Source organism: Tateyamaria sp. (assembly GCF_039940735.1).
In the GTDB taxonomy this organism is placed as follows: domain Bacteria; phylum Pseudomonadota; class Alphaproteobacteria; order Rhodobacterales; family Rhodobacteraceae; genus Tateyamaria.
This window is the reverse complement of the sequence record NZ_JBDVGB010000048.1, coordinates 202512-222281: the sequence shown is the minus strand read 5'-3', so window position 1 is coordinate 222281 and position 19770 is coordinate 202512. Positions and strand designations below refer to the sequence as shown.

General features: G+C 54.2%; 10 protein-coding genes, 2 tRNA genes and 3 rRNA genes. 3 read left to right on the top strand and 12 right to left on the bottom strand.

Features of this window, described 5'->3' with window-relative positions:
- Nucleotides 1–156: 156 nt before the first annotated feature.
- The 6 genes from rrf to ABJF76_RS10025 form a co-directional block, all read right to left on the bottom strand.
- A 5S ribosomal RNA gene (gene rrf, locus ABJF76_RS10050) occupies nt 157–271 on the bottom strand.
- Between the two features lie 122 nt (nt 272–393).
- Nucleotides 394–3222 (bottom strand): 23S ribosomal RNA (locus tag ABJF76_RS10045).
- A 551-nt stretch (nt 3223–3773) separates the two neighbouring features.
- A tRNA-Ala gene (locus tag ABJF76_RS10040) sits at nt 3774–3849 on the bottom strand.
- Nucleotides 3850–3869: 20 nt separating this feature from the next.
- Nucleotides 3870–3946 (bottom strand) — tRNA-Ile (locus tag ABJF76_RS10035).
- Between the two features lie 189 nt (nt 3947–4135).
- Nucleotides 4136–5593, bottom strand: a 16S ribosomal RNA gene (locus ABJF76_RS10030).
- The 16S, 23S and 5S rRNA genes sit together here with 2 tRNA genes alongside, the layout of an rRNA operon.
- A 1443-nt stretch (nt 5594–7036) precedes the next feature.
- Entirely contained in the window at nt 7037–9322 is a 2286-nt protein-coding gene (locus ABJF76_RS10025) for an adenosylcobalamin-dependent ribonucleoside-diphosphate reductase (protein ID WP_413822298.1), read from the bottom strand.
- A 211-nt stretch (nt 9323–9533) separates the two neighbouring features.
- Here ABJF76_RS10025 and ABJF76_RS10020 point away from each other — a divergent pair, with 211 nt between their 5' ends.
- Entirely contained in the window at nt 9534–9965 is a 432-nt protein-coding gene (locus ABJF76_RS10020) for a DUF1489 family protein (protein WP_413822297.1), read from the top strand.
- A 28-nt stretch (nt 9966–9993) separates the two neighbouring features.
- Here the strand turns inward: ABJF76_RS10020 and ABJF76_RS10015 are convergent, their stop codons facing one another.
- Nucleotides 9994–10524, bottom strand: coding sequence for a hypothetical protein (locus tag ABJF76_RS10015; RefSeq protein WP_413822296.1), 531 nt, complete (start codon nt 10522–10524; stop codon nt 9994–9996).
- Nucleotides 10525–10776: 252 nt separating this feature from the next.
- Between ABJF76_RS10015 and ABJF76_RS10010 the strand changes: the two genes are divergently transcribed.
- Entirely contained in the window at nt 10777–11031 is a 255-nt protein-coding gene (locus ABJF76_RS10010; protein ID WP_413822295.1) for a hypothetical protein, read from the top strand.
- Nucleotides 11032–11259: 228 nt separating this feature from the next.
- Here the strand turns inward: ABJF76_RS10010 and hisG are convergent, their stop codons facing one another.
- Genes hisG through hisS form a run of 3 tightly spaced genes read right to left on the bottom strand, consistent with a single transcriptional unit; the run spans nt 11260 to nt 14488 of the window.
- Complete coding sequence (gene hisG, locus ABJF76_RS10005; RefSeq protein WP_413822294.1) at nt 11260–11949, bottom strand: ATP phosphoribosyltransferase; 690 nt, start codon at nt 11947–11949, stop codon at nt 11260–11262.
- A complete protein-coding gene (locus ABJF76_RS10000; RefSeq protein ID WP_413822293.1) occupies nt 11946–13016 on the bottom strand; it encodes an ATP phosphoribosyltransferase regulatory subunit in 1071 nt (356 codons plus the stop codon). Before ABJF76_RS10000 ends, hisG begins: the two co-directional genes overlap by 4 nt.
- A complete protein-coding gene (hisS, locus tag ABJF76_RS09995; RefSeq protein ID WP_413822292.1) occupies nt 13013–14488 on the bottom strand; it encodes a histidine--tRNA ligase in 1476 nt (491 codons plus the stop codon). Before hisS ends, ABJF76_RS10000 begins: the two co-directional genes overlap by 4 nt.
- A gap of 104 nt (nt 14489–14592) precedes the next feature.
- On the opposite strand from hisS, the gene ABJF76_RS09990 reads away from it, so the two are divergent.
- The gene (locus ABJF76_RS09990) at nt 14593–14799 is read left to right on the top strand and encodes a SlyX family protein (protein ID WP_413822291.1); all 207 of its coding nucleotides are present in this window, start codon (nt 14593–14595) and stop codon (nt 14797–14799) included.
- Between the two features lie 33 nt (nt 14800–14832).
- Here ABJF76_RS09990 and ABJF76_RS09985 read toward each other — a convergent pair whose 3' ends face one another.
- Together ABJF76_RS09985 and dnaE are read right to left on the bottom strand one after the other, a co-directional pair.
- Nucleotides 14833–16167 carry a hypothetical protein gene (locus ABJF76_RS09985; protein ID WP_413822290.1) on the bottom strand — a complete coding sequence of 445 codons (1335 nt, stop codon included), beginning with the start codon at nt 16165–16167 and terminating at the stop codon, nt 14833–14835.
- A gap of 77 nt (nt 16168–16244) precedes the next feature.
- Nucleotides 16245–19745 carry a DNA polymerase III subunit alpha gene (gene dnaE, locus ABJF76_RS09980; RefSeq protein ID WP_413822289.1) on the bottom strand — a complete coding sequence of 1167 codons (3501 nt, stop codon included), beginning with the start codon at nt 19743–19745 and terminating at the stop codon, nt 16245–16247.
- Nucleotides 19746–19770 lie beyond the last annotated feature (25 nt).

The following is a 19770-nucleotide window of genomic DNA, read 5'->3' as shown; positions in this document are numbered from 1 at the left end:
TGATGAGCACTCTAAGCAAAACGCTCCTGTAGGGCATGTTCATCCGACGCTTACGGATTAAGCGCAACGTCACAAGCACGTTGCTTGTTGCTTTAGCCGATTATTGAGATTTTTTGATTATCGTCAGAGAGATACGGGAATTAAAGACCTTATTAGGTTTGGCAGTGACCTACTCTCCCACGCCTTAAGACGCAGTACCATCGGCGCAACAGCACTTAACTGCCGGGTTCGGGATGGGACCGGGTGTTTTGCTTGCGCTATGACCACCAAACCAAAAAAGATCTTTAATTTCCTCAACATGTTGTCCAAGTCGCGTACGACTTTCGTTTAAGCAGTGTATGCTTTTGATTTATCGTTCATCGCAAAACGTATGCAGTCTTGCTTTTACTGGATCAAATCAAGCCTATCGGGCAATTAGTACCAGTCAACTGAATGCATTACTGCACTTACATCTCTGGCCTATCGACGTGGTGGTCTACCACGGCCCTCAGGGATACCTTGTTTTGAGGGGGGCTTCCCGCTTAGATGCCTTCAGCGGTTATCCTGTCCGAACATAGCTACCCAGCACTGCCGTTGGCACGACAACTGGTCCACCAGTGGTTCGTTCACCCCGGTCCTCTCGTACTAGGGGCAACTCCTCTCAAGTATCCTACACCCACGGAAGATAGGGACCGAACTGTCTCACGACGTTCTAAACCCAGCTCACGTACCTCTTTAAACGGCGAACAGCCGTACCCTTGGGACCTGCTCCAGCCCCAGGATGTGATGAGCCGACATCGAGGTGCCAAACACTGCCGTCGATATGAGCTCTTGGGCAGTATCAGCCTGTTATCCCCGGCGTACCTTTTATCCGTTGAGCGATGGCCCTCCCACTTGGGACCACCGGATCACTATGGCCGTCTTTCGACTCTGCTCGACTTGTCAGTCTCGCAGTCAGGCTGGCTTCTGCCATTGCACTCAACGAGCGATTTCCGACCGCTCTGAGCCAACCTTCGCGCGCCTCCGTTACGATTTAGGAGGCGACCGCCCCAGTCAAACTACCCGCCACACAGGGTCCCGGATCCGGATAACGGACCGCGGTTAGACATCAAGCAAAGCAAGGGTGGTATCTCAAGGGAGGCTCCACAAAAACTAGCGTTTCTGCTTCAAAGCCCACCACCTATCCTGCACATGCTTGGCCTGATGCCAGTGTGAAGCTGTAGTAAAGGTGCACGGGGTCTTTCCGTCTAACCGCGGGTAACCGGCATCTTGACCGGTAATTCAATTTCGCTGAGTCTATGTTGGAGACAGCGGGGAAGTCGTTACGCCATTCGTGCAGGTCGGAACTTACCCGACAAGGAATTTCGCTACCTTAGGACCGTTATAGTTACGGCCGCCGTTTACCTGGGCTTCAATTCAGAGCTCTCACCCCTCCTTTTAACCTTCAGGCACCGGGCAGGCGTCAGACCCTATACGTCGTCTTGCGACTTCGCAGAGCCCTGTGTTTTTAATAAACAGTCGCCACCCCCTGGTTTGTGCCCCCAGCTCCCACTTGCGTAGGAACCGGGCCTCCTTCTCGCGAACTTACGGAGGTATTTTGCCGAGTTCCTTCAACATAGTTCTCTCAAGCGCCTTGGTATACTCTACCTGTCCACCTGTGTCGGTTTAGGGTACGATCTTATAGGAGGGCTATTTCCAGGAACCTCTAAGCAGCCCATTCAATCCGATAAGGATGAACTACCCTCGAGATCCGTCACCACTCCATGGCCCAGGAATATTAACCTGGTTCCCATCGACTACGCCTTTCGGCCTCGCCTTAGGGGTCGGCTTACCCTGCTCAGATTAGCTTTAAGCAGGAACCCTTGGACTTTCGGCGAGAGTGTCTCTCACACTCTTTGTCGCTACTCATGTCATCATTCTCACTAGTGATCTCTCCACCGGATCCCTCACAGGCCGGCTTCACAGAAAGCTCCATGTCTCCAATACCACCGAAGTGGTTAAGGAGACTTGGAACTATGTCACACTACGCTCTGCTACCATGCATTAAATGCATCCTAAGCTTCGGCTCATGGCTTGAGCCCCGTTACATCTTCGCCGCAGGACAACTTATTTAGACCAGTGAGCTGTTACGCTATCTTTAAAGGATGGCTGCTTCTAAGCCAACCTCCTGGTTGTTATGGTCGTCCCACCTGCTTTCCCACTTAGCCATGAATTAGGGGCCTTAGCTGTAGGTCAGGGTTGTTTCCCTCTCCACGACGGACGTTAGCATTCGCCGTGTGTCTGCCATCTAGTACTCCCGGGTATTCGGAGTTTGGTTAGGATCAGTAAGCCGGTGAGGCCCCATTACCCATCCAGTGCTCTACCCCCCGGGGTATTCGGATGACGCTCTACCTAAATAGATTTCGCAGAGAACCAGCTATCTCCGAGTTTGATTGGCCTTTCACCCCTAGGCACAACTCATCCCGACCTTTTTCAACAGGTGTGGGTTCGGACCTCCAGTTAGTGTTACCTAACCTTCATCCTGGTCATGCCTAGATCACTCGGTTTCGGGTCTGATCCACCTAACTCATTCGCCCTATTAAGACTCGCTTTCGCTGCGCCTACACCTAACGGCTTAAGCTTGCTAGATAGACCAAGTCGATGACCCATTATACAAAAGGTACGCTGTCAGGCCTCAAGGGCCCTCCAACTGTTTGTAGGCGTTCGGTTTCAGGAGCTGTTTCACTCCCCTCGTCGGGGTGCTTTTCACCTTTCCCTCACGGTACTGGTTCACTATCGGTCAGTAAGGAGTACTTAGCCTTCGAAGGTGGTCCTCCGATCTTCGAACAGGATTTCACGTGTCCCGCCCTACTTAATACGTCTGATCATGCTTCCTATACGGGACTGTCACCCGCTATGGTCAACCTTTCCAGGTTATTCTAGTCGCAATTACAGCTCGGCTGGTCCCCGTTCGCTCGCCGCTACTAGGGGAGTATCATATTGATTTCCTTTCCTCCGGGTACTTAGATGTTTCAGTTCCCCGGGTTTGCTCTTATAAACCTATGTATTCAGTCTATAAGTACCTGGTTCAGCGACATATTGAGTGCTTGCGCAACAATATGAAACTGTCAGGTGGGTTGCCCCATTCAGAAATCCATGGATCAAAGCTTATTCTCAGCTCCCCATGGCTTATCGCAGAGTATCACGTCTTTCATCGCCTCTTACTGCCAAGGCATTCACCAAACGCCCTTCTCGCGCTTGATTTGATCCAGAAAAAGAAAGACTTGCGTCTAACACGACCGCACAGCTGGTAACTAAATGCAGTCTTCTTCTGAGATCAAAAGCATACTTTACCCGCCAGCATGTTTGTATTCATGCTGACAAAATGAACAGTCACCATTGCTTACGTTCCGTGCGGGACCGTAAACGATGCTGCTCTGGTTAGTGTACTTGACTTGGACAACTCTGTCATTTTCAGAAGGGATACGTCAGACCAAACGAGGAAGCATTTGGAAAGTCGCCTTTTGCACCCGTCTTTCGCCTTGCGACTACTAAACTCGGTACAAAACCAACTGAGGTTCATGCCACACTCGGCTGAACCAAACAGTGTTGTTTGTCACTTTAAGATTACTCTTAAAGCAACTTTGTATCTCTCTATACGATGTCAAATCAGCTTGCGCTGATTATCGTCCGATTGGACGGTTAAGCACTAAATCAGTGCTTAACGATCTAATCGTCGATGCGGTGGAATTTGTCGCTCTCATTGCTTCTCCGAAGCAATTGCCACGACTACGCTTCTTACTTTGTAAGAAGCTTGGTGGAGCCTAGGAGGATCGAACTCCTGACCTCCTGAATGCAAATCAGGCGCTCTCCCAGCTGAGCTAAGGCCCCATTGTATTCCCGAAGGAATATGGTGGGTCGAGGAGGACTTGAACCTCCGACCTCACGCTTATCAGGCGTGCGCTCTAACCACCTGAGCTACCGACCCAGCTGATCTCGCGGCGCAAGATCGGCAATTTCTATGATCCGGGTGGATCATATTACTGAAGAGATATGAGGACGGCTCGGTCCAGAAGGGTCATCCGTAAAGATGCCCTGATGTTTGAGACGCTTTGTTTGCGTCTCTGCTAAGTGTTCCATGATGATTGCGAACAATCATGGCTAGGAACATCCTTAGAAAGGAGGTGATCCAGCCGCAGGTTCCCCTACGGCTACCTTGTTACGACTTCACCCCAGTCGCTGATCCTACCGTGGTCCGCTGCCTCCAAAAGGTTAGCGCACGGCCGTCGGGTAGAACCAACTCCCATGGTGTGACGGGCGGTGTGTACAAGGCCCGGGAACGTATTCACCGCAGCATGCTGTTCTGCGATTACTAGCGATTCCGACTTCATGGGGTCGAGTTGCAGACCCCAATCCGAACTGAGACAAGTTTTGGGGATTAACCCACTGTACTTGCCATTGTAGCACGTGTGTAGCCCAACCCGTAAGGGCCATGAGGACTTGACGTCATCCACACCTTCCTCCCGCTTATCACGGGCAGTTTCTTTAGAGTGCCCAGCCGAACTGCTGGCAACTAAAGATGTGGGTTGCGCTCGTTGCCGGACTTAACCGAACATCTCACGACACGAGCTGACGACAGCCATGCAGCACCTGTCACTGTGTCCCTAAGGAACGCTCGATCTCTCGAGTTGTCACAGGATGTCAAGGGTTGGTAAGGTTCTGCGCGTTGCTTCGAATTAAACCACATGCTCCACCGCTTGTGCGGGCCCCCGTCAATTCCTTTGAGTTTTAATCTTGCGACCGTACTCCCCAGGCGGAATGCTTAATCCGTTAGGTGTGTCACCGAATAGCATGCTATCCGACGACTGGCATTCATCGTTTACGGTGTGGACTACCAGGGTATCTAATCCTGTTTGCTCCCCACACTTTCGCACCTCAGCGTCAGTATCGAGCCAGTGAGCCGCCTTCGCCACTGGTGTTCCTCCGAATATCTACGAATTTCACCTCTACACTCGGAATTCCACTCACCTCTCTCGAACTCAAGACTACCAGTATGTAAGGCAGTTCCAGGGTTGAGCCCTGGGATTTCACCCTACACTTAATAGTCCGCCTACGTGCGCTTTACGCCCAGTAATTCCGAACAACGCTAACCCCCTCCGTATTACCGCGGCTGCTGGCACGGAGTTAGCCGGGGTTTCTTTACCAGGTACTGTCATTATCATCCCTGGCGAAAGAGCTTTACGACCCTAAGGCCTTCATCACTCACGCGGCATGGCTAGATCAGGCTTGCGCCCATTGTCTAAGATTCCCCACTGCTGCCTCCCGTAGGAGTCTGGGCCGTGTCTCAGTCCCAGTGTTGCTGATCATCCTCTAAAACCAGCTATAGATCGTAGACTTGGTAGGCCATTACCCCACCAACTATCTAATCTAACGCGGGCCAATCCATCTCCGATAAATCTTTCCCCCGAAGGGCGTATAAGGTATTACTCACCGTTTCCAGTGGCTATTCCTTAGAGAAGGGTATGTTCCCACGCGTTACTAACCCGTCCGCCGCTCACCCGAAGGTGCGCTCGACTTGCATGTGTTAGGCCTGCCGCCAGCGTTCGTTCTGAGCCAGGATCAAACTCTCAAGTTGAAATGATCTTACGATCATGTCCTTGACGTTCGAACCTCTGCACATCGACCTTAACCCTGCAAAGGATTAAGATCAGTCTTCTGTTTGTTGTGCTTCAGGTTTTCATAAGAAAACAAGAAACCGTCCAAACAGTGAAGCTGACACTAGATTATCGGGTTACCCCTACTAGCGCGATATGAAGAGGTTGATCCATCGAAATGAACCAAACCGCCCACATATCTCTTCAGTTTATTCTATTTTCAAAGAGCGTAGAGACAAAAATGACTGGATGCGCCCTAACTTCTTGGCGCGCCCCGCCTCTTAAACCTCAGATTTTAGTCTTTCACCTCGTCCCCGCCCTTCCGCGTCTCCGCTTCCGTTTGGTCCGTCTGGCGTCTGGCGTTGCTTGTCTGCGTCGCCGTTGAAGGGGGTTCTAGAGTTACTCCAAAGAACCCGCAAGACCTTTTTTCAAAAAACGTACTGCCATCGGGTGCGTTGCGGAAAATTTTGTCGCCCGGTCATATTTTATTGGGAAAATCTGCATTTTTTCTCCCTTTTCGTTACCAAGCTCATAACCAGTCCCTGTGTTTTTGTGGCCGCCCTGCTGTGGTCAATGGGATTCTGAGGCGAATCGTTGGCTTTTATTGCGATCGAAGGGGCGCTGAAGCGCCTTGGATTCAAATCTGATTCCCACACCCACACAACGAAGGCGTAGCAGCCAATGCGGTTAAGCGGTCTCATTTTGATCCAACCATTTGGACGAGCGCCTCCTGTTGATCATGATGCTTCTAATTGGATCCCGTGGATCTGCGTGCTTCAAGGTTTGACCAACTGTTTCATTAGCTCGTTTAGAGACGTTAGCTGAAGCGCCTCATGACCTGCCTCTCTTTGAGTTCATCAGTTCGGATCGGCTGTTGTAAGGTTTCGGTCTTTCTTTAACCGGTCAATAAATTCTCTAAACGTCAGGCCAGAGCGGCTTTTGTTGGAGCGGTCGCGAATAATGCAGTTCGCCATGCCGTGATCTGATTGGTAGCATAACAGACTGAGCAATCTTCAATCGGTTACAGTTGCCCGTTGATCTGTGTCTTGTCCGAGATCGTTGCGTCCACTGATACTTTGAGCGTCTGATCTGGCGTCGTCAGCGCGTTACAGAATCGACCTTTAGCGTTCTTGCAGCCCGGGGCACCGCACCTGAAATCTGCGCATCCCTCCAAAAGCTGCTTTGTGGTAGAGCTATGGCCGTTTTTCACCGGCAACCGCCATGCCTAGGCCCACATCGTTCTCAGAACGTTTGAAAGTTACTTCATCTAGTATGGATAGAAAGCTCGACTTGAACCGGCTTGGCGAAGCACTCAATGCGACATCCGCACTGCTATACGCAATCTAATCGCCAAAGTTGGCTTAAAACCGTGAGTGCCCAGGCAATTTTTCTCTCACCTACGTCCACAACCTGAACTCTTCAGATCACCCGCATTTGGAAAAACCGCAGGCCGCGCATGTCATGCACCCTTCGATCATGCGCAGTTCATAGGAACCGCAACTGGAACAAGCCTTACCCCGCGACGCGCCCATTTGGGCGACTTCTGCCTTGGGATCCGACTTTAACCCCATGCCTTCGCCCGCAATAAACCCTGTCGCGATCATGTGTTGTTCAATCACGCCCCCAATGGCCGCCAAAATCGACGGAATGTACTTGCCGCCCATCCATGCACCACCGCGCGGATCAAATACCGCCTTCAGTTCTTCGACCACAAATGACACGTCCCCGCCCCGACGGAACACCGCCGAGATCATGCGTGTCAGTGCCACTGTCCACGCAAAGTGCTCCATATTTTTGGAGTTGATAAATACTTCGAACGGGCGGCGATGCCCGCCAATCACGAGGTCATTGATAGTGATATAGATGGCGTGTTCGCTGTCAGGCCATTTGACCTTATAGGTGTTGCCTTCAAGCGCCTTCGGACGGTCCAAGGGTTCGGCCATATAGATCACGTCGCCATGCGGGTGCATCGGCTCATCGTCGCCGTTCGCAACCACTTCTGCGACGGGCTTGTCCTCAGACACCGTCAAGACGGAACCGGTCACCGCATTGGGTCGATACGTTGTGCAACCCTTACAACCCTGATCCCAAGCAGCCATGTAAACATCTTTAAAGTCATCAAACCCAATGTCCTCGGGGCAATTGATGGTCTTGGAAATCGAGGAATCCACCCACTTTTGCGCCGCCGCCTGCATCTTTACGTGATCCATGGGCGCAAGCGTTTGAGCATTCACAAAATGGTCTGGTAGTGGCGCATCGCCCTTTAGTTCTCGCCACAAAGCGACTGCATAATCGACCACCTCTTCTTCGGTGCGCGAGCCGTCTTTTTGCAACACCTTACGCGTATAAGCATAGGCAAAGACGGGCTCGATCCCCGAACTGACATTACCTGCATACAGCGAAATGGTTCCCGTTGGCGCAATTGAGGTCAGAAGCGCATTGCGAATTCCGTGTTCGGAAATGGCTGCGCGCACGTCCGCGTCCATTGCCTGCATTGCGCCGCTGGCAAGATACCCATCGGCGTCGAATAAAGGGAACGCCCCTTTTTCCTTCGCCAAGTCCACCGACGCCAGATATGCGGCGCGGGCGATCGCTTTCAACCAGCTTTCCGTTTGACGCGCCGCCTCGTCGGATCCATAGCGCAACCCAACCATCAAAAGCGCATCCGCAAGGCCCGTGACACCAAGGCCAATACGCCGTTTGGCGGCCGCTTCGCGCGCCTGCGCCTCTAGCGGGAAACGCGATGCATCAACCACATTGTCCATCATGCGCACAGCCGTTGCGACAAGGCCCGACAATTGTTCGACATCCAAAGCCGCCGCATCACCAAACGGGTCCGCCACCAACCGGGCCATATTGATCGACCCCAGCAAGCAGGCGCCATAGGGTGGCAAAGGCTGCTCTCCGCACGGGTTTGTGGCCGCAATCGTCTCGCAATAGTTCAGGTTGTTGGCAGCGTTGATGCGATCGATAAAGATCACGCCCGGTTCGGCGTAATCATAGGTCGACTTCATGATGCCATCCCAAAGTGCGCGTGCCCGAACAGTCTTGTAGACCGCGCCGTCGAACTGCAATTCCCACGGGTCATCCGCCTTCACAGCTTCCATAAAGGCATCCGTGATAAGGACCGATACATTGAACATACGCAAGCGTGCGGCGTCGGACTTAGCTGTGATGAAGTCCTCGATATCCGGGTGGTCACACCGCATGGTCGCCATCATCGCGCCGCGTCGTGACCCTGCCGACATGATTGTGCGACACATCGCATCCCACACATCCATAAAGGACAATGGCCCCGACGCATCCGCTGCCACGCCTTTAACGCCTGCACCTTTGGGCCGGATGGTCGAAAAATCGTACCCGATCCCGCCACCCTGCTGCATGGTCAACGCCGCTTCCTTCAACATCTCGAAAATGCCGCCCATGCTGTCGGGGATCGTGCCCATAACAAAGCAGTTGAACAACGTGACCGAGCGCGCCGTGCCCGCACCTGCCGTTATGCGCCCCGCGGGTAGGAATTTGAAATCCTCCAACGCGCCATAAAACTGGTCTTCCCAAGCCGACGGATCATCCTCGACCGAGGCCAAATCCCGCGCGATGCGGCGCCAACTGTCTTCGACCGAAGCATCGATGGGAGTGCCATCAGCTTCTTTAAAGCGGTATTTCATATCCCAGATTTGTTCGGCAATCGGCGCAGCAAAACGTGTCATAATTAGGAGTCCCTTTGGCGGGTGCCGATTCTCTCGGCCCCCTGGCAGGTGAAATATTTACGCCAAATACCCCCCAATTTCCAGCATAAACCACTATCCCTAGGGGCGTTTTGTTAGGAAGGCACAACATACAGCCCCTGCCCTGCGCCACCACACCTTGCAGTCGCGGCCACTTAGGCTACAATATTTGGTGTGGGGAAAAGGTGAGTCTGTGGATAATTTTATCAACCTAGTCAAACTTTCGGTCGGCACTGAAACCATCGACGACCTTGAAACGTGGCAAGCAACCAAGCGCGCGCAAGCCCCCGACGGCCTGCCCCGCCATGTCACCCGCATGTGGCCCAAACGCGAGGCCGAGATCCTTGCCGGCGGGTCAATCTATTGGGTGATCAAAGGCGTGCTAACGTGTCGCCAACGTATTCTGCGGCTCGACGAAGTGATCGGTGACGATGGAATTCGGCGCTGCGCCATCGTGTCCGATCCTGAACTGGTGCGCGTGCAAAGCGCGCTTAAACGCCCCTTCCAAGGCTGGCGGTACCTTAAACCAGCCGACACCCCGCCTGACCTGCCCAAAGGACGCGAAAGCGAAGAGCCCCTGCCCGTGGAATTGAATAGGGCGTTGGCAGAAATTGGGGTGCTTTAGGGAGTTGCGAGTCGGCTTTGAGCCCGAATCAACTCTGTCTTTGCTCAGCCAGTCGGGTTTCATACTGCTGGCTAACCTCAAACCAGTCGGCCAAGTCTGCGGAAAACCGGCGATCTTTATCTAATGAACCAGCAAGAGAAAGTTGCTCTTTAAGTCTCTGAATGTCCTCCTGCCAGTTAGTGTGGTCGATCAAGATTCCAGTCGGCCACTCGTGAAAAGTGAAGTTCAAGTCATTAATCAAAGAGGTAAGGTAGGCATGCCGGTATCGAACAGAGCTTGGTTCAAGTTCAAATGCGATCCGAAAAAAGTCGGTCGCAGAACGATGGTTCATCTGTTCCGATAAAGAACGCATTGTGACAAGGTTTTGCCAGTACTTTCCTAGGAGATAGCTAGCATCAGGCTCGTCACGGCCGAATTTAGCTTTCAGGACTGGAAAGACTATACTCTCGTAAATTTCGTGACGTATCCGGTTTGTACGATTTAGAGGCAATCGGTCCAAATTGTTCTGCGTCCAAACCGTTTTTGCGTCCAAGCTGGGAACGGCATCAATTATCGCCAAGAAAATTTGCTTTGCCTCTTTTTTAGCCCCAGTGCATCAAACTTCAGAAATTTATCAAGCAAGTCAGCAGTTCGAGGGATTCTACCGTTTGTCTGGGTCATTATAAGTTTCTATTTTCGTTGCTGGCCATGTGCAACGGCAGCTTTGTCCGGCTCAGCAGGCATCCACGCCTTAAACTTGCGTTGCGACGCGGAGAATGTCTCCTTCGAGCCCATCTCGACAAAATTGGCAGGGCTGCCATACACCCAAACTATGAAGTGGCTTTCTCTCGCACTCGGTATTGTATTCTTACTTATCAGCTGGCTGATTGTTCAAGTCGCGAAAGGATACGCCTTCGCTTATGGTGGTTTTGAAGAATGGAACGCCGAATTCATCAATCAATACAACGCTTGCTGCCTAATGACCGACTTAAAATCGGTGGCTCCCTTTGCTTTAGTTGGCGTTGTTTGTATCATTTTCGCCGTTTGGAAATTTTGGGGTGAACGATCAGAACGATCACCGAACTAGATGAAGCTGCCACAGCAGTTCAGTCCGCACATCCGCCATTGGCCTCTACTTAACAGACATCACCGCATGGCCTTTTAGCCCGCGAATTCACCTTAATACACCGCGCGGTGCATAGGTTATGCACACCATGTGTACAGGTTGCGGCTTCCCACTCTCCAACTTTCAAGGCGTCAACGCCGGAACCAGAACACGAGCGAGAAGACTGCTGCGTGAACGGTCCCTCTGATCTCAGCTCAACCGCTCCAAAAGCGCGCGCAAGATCAACCGATCTGCGTCATCCAATTCGGCACCTCGGCTGCGCCACAACGTCGCTTGGGACGCCAAAATAGGACCGTCAGACAGCACCTTTAGATGGTTGGCACGCAAGGTCTCTCCGCTGCTGGTAATGTCGGCAATCGCCTCTGCCGTTTCGTTTGCCACAGTACCTTCTGTCGCGCCCTGACTGTCGATCAGTTGATAATCCGCAACACCGGCATCGCGCAGGAACTCACGCACAAGCCTATGATATTTCGTCGCAATTCGCAGCCGAAATCCGTGACGTGCCCGGAATGCAGCCGCCACCGCGTCCAGATCATCGGTTAATGCCACGTCGATCCAAGCAACAGGGACGGCCAGAATCAAATCAGCGTGGCCAAACCCCATCTCGGAAATCGGTTCAACCTGTTGTTCCCAAAGCGGAAGCTTTTCGTGAATAAGGTCCGTGCCTGTGACGCCCAGATGAATGCGCCCCGCCGCCAATTCGCGCGGGATTTCCCCTGCGGACAATAATACCAGCGAAACGCCGTCCACCCCTTCGACTTCGCCCGCATATTCCCGGTCTGACCCAGTGCGCGTCAATGTGACACCGCGCGCGGCGAACCAATCAAAAGTCTTTTCCATAAGCCGCCCCTTGGACGGCACTCCTAGCTTGACGGTCATTGTGGGCCCTCCAAAAGAGCCATCACGTCGGGACGCAACACCGCCCCCACAGCCGGAATTTCAGCCCCGGTTCCAAGGCGACGCGTCAACGCATCATAGCGCCCGCCCGTGGCAACAGGGGGTAAATCAGGCCGGGAGTCCGCATAAAACCCAAAAACAAAACCATCATAGTATTCCATCGAAGTGCGCCCATAACTCGCTTCGAATTCCAAAGCGTCCACATCCACACCGCGTGCGACCAGCGCATCGGCGCGAGCCTGGACACGCGTGACCGCCTGACGGATCGCGGGCAAATCAACGGCTAGATCGCGCAACTGCGATACGGCAAATGGCATAGTTTCACGCACCGCAAGGAGGGCATCAAGCACATCCATTTCAACCGCGCTGATCGGGGCCTCTGCCGCGTCTTGGCGCAAGGCCTCTACGCGGGCATCGATCTCGGATTGACTGCGCAGCCCTGTCAGGGGCGCGTCCGTTTGCGCATCACCGGACAACAAAGCCGCACGACTGTCGGGTGTGGCGGATCGCCCGCCAAAACGATCCAAAAGCGCGCGAAACCGGCGTGGCCGCCAAATGTGGCGACGCAAGGCTGCACGGCGCTGCTCAGACGTGTTTAACCCTTCAACAGCAGCCATCAAAATGCCAATATCCCCCGTAGCCGCGCGCAAAGACAGTGGCGCAACGGACTGAGAAATAATCGCAAACACCTCTGCATCAGCAGCTGCAGGATCATGACGGTCAAACACCTCATAGCCAACTTGCAAGTATTCACTGGGCTTATCCAGATCGTCCTCTTGGCGGCGAAACACTTCGCCCGCATAGGTATAGCGCGCAGGTTCGGCGCCGTGCGCCATGTGCATCTGCACCACAGGCACTGTGAAATCCGGGCGCAACATCTGTTCGCCCCGCATCGCGTCGCTGGTGACATAGGCGCGCGCGCGAATGTCTTCGCCATAAAGATCCAGCAGCAAGTCAGCCGATTGCAGCACCGGCGGGTCTACGACTTCTGCACCGGCGGCCACAAAAACGTCGCGGATTGCCAGTGCTCGGGTTCGAAGATCACTCATCCGTTTAGAATCTCCTGCACCTTTGCCAACATATCAGCGCGGGGCACTTCGAATTGGCTGGGGCGGCCTTTCCATTCTTCCAGTGTGGCCGTTTCAGCGATTTTTGCACCCAAGATCAAATCTTTGATCTGTACAACGTCGCGGTCAAATTCATCTGTACCGGCGATGATGGCGATGGGCGAATTGCGTTTATCTGCGTATTTCAACTGGTTGCCAAAGTTTTTTGGGTTGCCAAAATACACCTCGGCCCTGATGCCAGCGCTGCGCAGCTCCGTCACCATTGTTTGATAGTCCGCCATCCGGTCGCGATCCATGACCGTGACAACAACAGGGCCGTGGTCTTGTGACCCGATGCGCCCGGTTGCGCGCAAGGCCGCCAACAACCGATCCACTCCGATGGACACGCCTGTTGCAGGCACTTCTTGCCCGGTAAAGCGTTTGACCAGATCGTCATAACGCCCGCCCCCGGCCACCGACCCAAAGTTGCGCGGACGACCCTTTTCATCTTTGATTTCAAAGGTCAGCTCGGCCTCGTAGACAGGGCCGGTATAGTAGCCAAGCCCACGCACGACAGACGGATCAATTTCGATGCGATCCGCACCGTACCCACCTGCATCAAGCAATGCGGCGATCTCTTCGAGTTCCGCCACGCCAGCCTCGCCCACGTCTGAGCCGCTTACCAATTCCCGCAGCCGCGCGACAGTCGCAACACCTGTGTCACGTTTAGCGTCCATAAAGCCCATAACGACATCAGCCTGCGCGTCACCCAAACCAGCGCCATCGGTAAAATCGCCACTGTCGTCTTTGCGCCCTGCACCCAATAAGGCGCGCACGCCATCTGGTCCCAACCGATCCAACTTGTCGATGGCACGTAGCACGATGCCGCGCTCCGCCTCTTTGTCGTCGCCCGCAAGGCCAGCAACTTCCATCACACCGTTCAGAACCTTGCGGTTGTTGATGCGGATCACATAATCACCACGGCTGATCCCAACCGCTTCCAGCGTGTCCGACAACATCGCACAAATTTCAGCATCCGCGCCCATTGACGCAGACCCAACTGTATCCGCATCACATTGATAAAACTGGCGAAACCGCCCCGGCCCCGGTTTTTCGTTGCGCCAAACAGGCCCCATCGTATAGCGGCGATAAGGGTTGGGCAGGTCATTGCGATGCTGCGCATAAACCCGCGCCAACGGCGCCGTCATGTCATAGCGCAACGCCAACCAATCGCCGTCTTCCTCTTGCCAAGCGAACACGCCTTCGTTTGGGCGATCCACATCCGGCAGAAACTTCCCCAATGCCTCGACCGTTTCAACAGCACTGCTTTCGAGCGCGTCAAACCCGTATCGATGATAGACCTCGCCGATTGCACGCAACATCGCGTTGCGTTCTGTGACATCTGAACCGAAATAATCGGCAAAGCCCTTAGGTGTCTGTGCCTTGGGGCGTGGGGTCTTTTTGGGTTTGGCCATGGTGCCGCTCCGGATGAGGTTTGCGCGCGTCGTATCGCAGGCAGGGTAAGGGGGCAAGGTGCGCAGCGCTTGCGTCAAGGCTGCATTTGCCCCACATGGAGAACATGAACAACCGTATCGACACCCTCGAAGAACAGATCGCCCACCTCACCCGCACGGTCGAGGACCTTTCAGACATCGTAGCAAGGCAGGAACGCGAATTGGCATTGGTCACCCGCCGTGCGCAGATGCTGATGGAACGCGAAGCCGAACGCGAAACTCAAGGTGGCGGCGGAGTCGTGGTCGGGGACGAACGGCCACCGCACTACTAAAAACGTATATTTGGCCGGGCTTTAAACCGTCGCTTAAGGCGTTTTCACAGCTGTCGCCAACAGCGCCCCATCATGCAGCAACATATCCGCCCAACGCGCATTTTCTTCAAAATGTTCGTAAACGCTGACAAAAACGGTCGTTTGGCTCAACCGTTCGATACGCTGCCCGCAAGGCGCGTCGCGCCCCACTTTGCACACGCTTTTTTTGACCTTTTCATAGGCCGTGTCCGTTGTTGAATACGGATATTCCTTGGCCGGCAAACCATATCGTAGTTGTTCGTGGAACTCTGGCGCGCCAAAAAGCGCAAGCGAGGCCGTGAATTGACGTGCACAATTGTCACTAAACCCAGTGACATAAAATGTGCGCGGGGCCGTGCTGTCCGGCGCGCTGTCATAAAGCGCATAGTCCGACCCTTTGCGCGCCGCTTGGTCGATGCGTTTGCCAAGCGCCGCGTGAGTGACGCCGCAGACACGGCCAATTTCGCCAAAGGGCAACGTTGTTCCCATTGTTACGTCTCGCAACAAAAGGCCCGCCGTCGGGGCAGCTGCCGCCTGTCCGAACAATCCGCGCCGTTTCTTTGGTTCGACCAATGCGTCGGGTTCAGCAAAGTCATTTTCTGTCGCCGCACCGCTTGGTTCCGTCAAGCTATTGGATGCAGCCCCGGGTATGTCATCCGGCGAAAGACTTGCAAGCTGAACCTCAACCGATGGTGCATTTTCGCCCCCATCAGGGGTCGCGTCGAAAACAATGTCTTTGTCTTCGCCGACACCAATTGCATCGTTACTGTCGACGGTTACATCCTTATTGTCGACGCCCAATGCGACGTTCTGCGGCGCAACATCAGCCGCGTCTTGTGCTTCTGCTGCGCGGCGCAACCACCCTAAAACACCTTTCGACTTTGCTTCGGGCGCTTTGGCGCTTGCGAGAACAACAGGTGTTTCTTCTGGCACAACGATGTCGTTTTCAACCGCTACAGTAGCGTCTGATGGGCTTACAACGCCCTCAGTTTCTGTGGCGTCCGCAACAACATCCTCAGTCCGGTCCGCAACATCTTCCGTAGTGTCAGCGACATCGATCGCGACATCGCCCAAAACGCCATCTTCCAGCGCATCAGAAACCAGAACTTCCGGTATTTCTTCATCAGGGGTATCCACCTGAGGCACATTCGCTTCAGGTTCAGACGGCTTGCGAAATAACCCCGAAAGAATGCTGTCCTCGCGATCCAGTTCTTGTTGCGTCGGCAACGCAGCCGAAGCGTCGGCATCGGGCAATTTAACCCCATCAGACACGCGTTCCACCCCAGCCAACGGATCACCGCAGGCCGTCAGCATCATCAATGCCGGAATAGTCGTCCAGAATGCGCGCATGGTGTAATCGGTCCCTTCCAGACCAGACTCTTACCGCCAGATTGGCAACCCGTCCAGACAGAGCAGCACAAACACGCCTAGATGTCCTGAACCTCGACGACACCGGACAGCGATTTGATCGCCCCCTTGATCTGTGGCGTGACGGGAAACTCAGCGCCCAAATCCATCTCGACTTCGCCAGGCAGGCTATCGTCCATGAGGCACAAAGTGACAGGGCCGCGCGCGGCACTTTTGGTGGCTTGGATCGCACCTTCGAGAACCGTCGCGACCGACGCCAAAGCCCCCACTTCGTCCACAAAGATGCGCATTCCCATACTGCCCACATCCGCCACAACCGTGTCGATTGGCGCGACGGAACGGCCAAGCAATTTCAACTGATCCGCCTCCATCGTGGCTTCTGCGGTGACGATAACTTTTTCGCCCGTAATCAGATAATCTTGCGCTTTTTCAAGGCTATCCGAAAACAGCGTGACCTCAAAGGCGCCCGTGGTGTCCGACAACTGACAAAAGGCAAAGCGGTTGCCGCGTGCCGATTTGCGCACCTGCAATCCTGCGACAACACCAGCCAGTTTCGCATTCAGGGGGCCGCCTTCGGCCTTGGCTGTGACCTCGTCCAAAGTCAAAACGCCTTTGCGTTTCAGCGCGCCCATATAGTCATCCAGCGGATGGCCAGACAGGTAGAACCCAACCGCTTTGAATTCCTCGCCCAACCGTTCGGCGGGCATCCAATCATCCACAGGAAACAAACGCGGTTCGGGCAGGTCATCGCCCGCCTCCCCGAACAGCGACACCTGATTGGAATTTTTCTGGTCATGGATCGCAGCCGAATACCCGCTAAGGGCATCCAGCGCGTCAAACACCCGGCGTCGGTTTGTATCAAGTTGATCAAAGGCCCCGGCGCGGGCCAGCATTTCAAGAGGGCGCTTGCCGACACGTTTCAAATCAACGCGCCGCGCAAAGTCGAACAGGTTGACAAAGGGCTTGTCTTGCCGCCCCTCGACGACCAGTTTCATCGCCTCGACCCCAACGTTTTTAAGCGCGCCTAGGGCATAAACCAACGCCCCCTCAACCACCTTAAACGTCGCATCTGACCGGTTCACGCAAGGTGGCACCCAAGGCAATTCCAACGCTTTGCGGACTTCTTCGAAATAGATCGCCAACTTGTCCGTCAGGTGGATATCACAGTTCATCACACCGGCCATGAATTCGACCGGGTGGTTCGCTTTTAACCATGCGGTTTGATAGCTGACGACAGCATACGCCGCCGCATGGGATTTGTTGAAACCATAGTTGGCAAACTTATCAAGAAGGTTCCAAACCTCCATCGCTTTGTCTTTATCGACACCGTTTTCGCCTGCCCCTTTCAGGAACTTGGGGCGTTCAACATCCATCGCCTCTTGCAGCTTTTTACCCATCGCACGGCGCAACAAGTCAGCGCCCCCGAGGGAATAGCCCGCCATTTCTTGCGCGATCTGCATAACCTGTTCTTGGTAAACGATAATCCCTTGAGTTTCGTCAAGAATATGATCGATCGTCGGGTGCAGCAATTCGCGCTCAGACTTGCCGTTCTTGACCTCGCAGAACTTGGGAATGTTTTCCATCGGGCCGGGACGATACAGGGCCACAAGGGCGATGATGTCTTCGATACAGTCCGGCTTCATCCGCTTTAGGGCATCCATCATGCCCGAGCTTTCCACCTGAAACACCGCCACCGTCTTGGCCGAGGCATAAAGCTTGTAAGACGCATCATCGTCCAGCGGGATGCCGCCGATATCGTTGGTCATACCATCCGCAGGCGTATAGAGATCAACACCAGCCGCATCCGTATGCAAAGACCGCCCAGACCCCAAAATCTGCTCAACGGCATTCTGAATCACGGTGAGGGTTTTGAGGCCCAAAAAGTCGAATTTGACCAGCCCGGCCTGTTCGACCCATTTCATGTTGAATTGGGTCGCAGGCATATCGGAACGCGGATCTTGATACAGCGGCACAAGCGCGTCCAAAGGTCGATCGCCAATCACCACACCCGCCGCGTGGGTGGATGCATTGCGTAACAGCCCTTCGACCTGTTGGCCGTACTTCAACAGGCGTGCAACGACCTCTTCGTTGCGCGCCTCTTCGCGCAAGCGGGGCTCATCCGCGAGCGCTTTTTCGATGCTGACAGGTTTGACGCCCTCAACCGGGATCAACTTGGACAGCCGATCCACCTGCCCGTATGGCATCTGCAAAACGCGCCCAATATCGCGCACCGCGGCCTTGGACAGAAGTGCACCAAAGGTGATGATTTGCCCGACTTTGTCGCGCCCATATTTCTGCTGCACGTAGCGGATGACTTCTTCGCGCCGATCCATGCAAAAATCGATGTCGAAATCGGGCATGCTGACCCGTTCGGGGTTCAAAAACCGTTCAAACAGCAACGCATAGCGCAATGGATCAAGGTCAGTGACCGTCAGCGCATAGGCCACCAACGACCCAGCGCCCGACCCACGACCCGGCCCCACGGGGATATTTTCGTCCTTGGCCCATTTGATAAAATCGGCAACGATCAGGAAGTAGCCGGGAAAGCCCATGCCTTCGATGATATCCAGCTCAAAATCCAGCCGTTTTTGGTATTCCTCGACCGACGTCGCGTGCGGAATAACCTTAAGCCGCTCGACCAAGCCCGCGTTGGCTTGCTTGCGCAATTCTTCGACTTCGTCGTCGGCAAACTTGGGCAGGATCGGGTCACGCCGATAGGCCATAAAGGCACAGCGCTGCGCGATTTCCACAGTGTTTTCAATCGCCTCTGGCAAATCAGCAAACAGCGCGACCATTTCGGTCTGCGACTTAAAGTAATGTTGCGGCGTCAAGCGGCGGCGTGTTTCTTGCTGATCCACATAGGCGCCCTCGGCAATGCAAATCAACGCATCATGGCTTTCGTACATCGCGGTCTTTGGGAAATAGACATCGTTGGTCGCAACCAACGGCAGGTCCATCGCATAGGCCATTTCGACAAACCCACGTTCGGTCAACCGTTCGGCCTCGGGGGCGCCATCTTCTCCCGGATGTCGCTGCAATTCAACATACAAGCGGTCGCCAAATGCCTGCGCCAGCTGCGTCATCAGCGCCTCGGCCGCGGGGCGTTGACTGGTTTGTAACAGCATCCCCACAGGCCCGTTCGGCCCACCCGACAGGCAAATCAAGTCCTTGGAATGACGTTCCAGTTCCTCGACTGTGACAAAGGGCAGCTCTGATCCGTCGCGCAAATACAAGCACGAATTGAGCTTCATCAGGTTCTCGTATCCTGCCTCGGACTGCGCCAACAGCACAAGCGATGCAGGATCGCGTGGACGTTCGCCGGGACGTGTCGCAACATATTGCAGATCAACCTGACAGCCGATGATGGGCTGCACCCCAGCCCCCGCCATACTTACGGAAAATTCCAGCGCCGCAAACATGTTGTTGGTGTCGGTCAGCGCGATGGCTGGCATACCCGCACCCCGCACCACATCAGGCAGCTTTTTGAGGCGCATGGCCCCTTCAAGCAGCGAATATTCGGAATGGGTGCGCAGGTGAATGAATCGGGGTGCATCTGTCATAGCCGTCAGACTAGAACCCATCGCT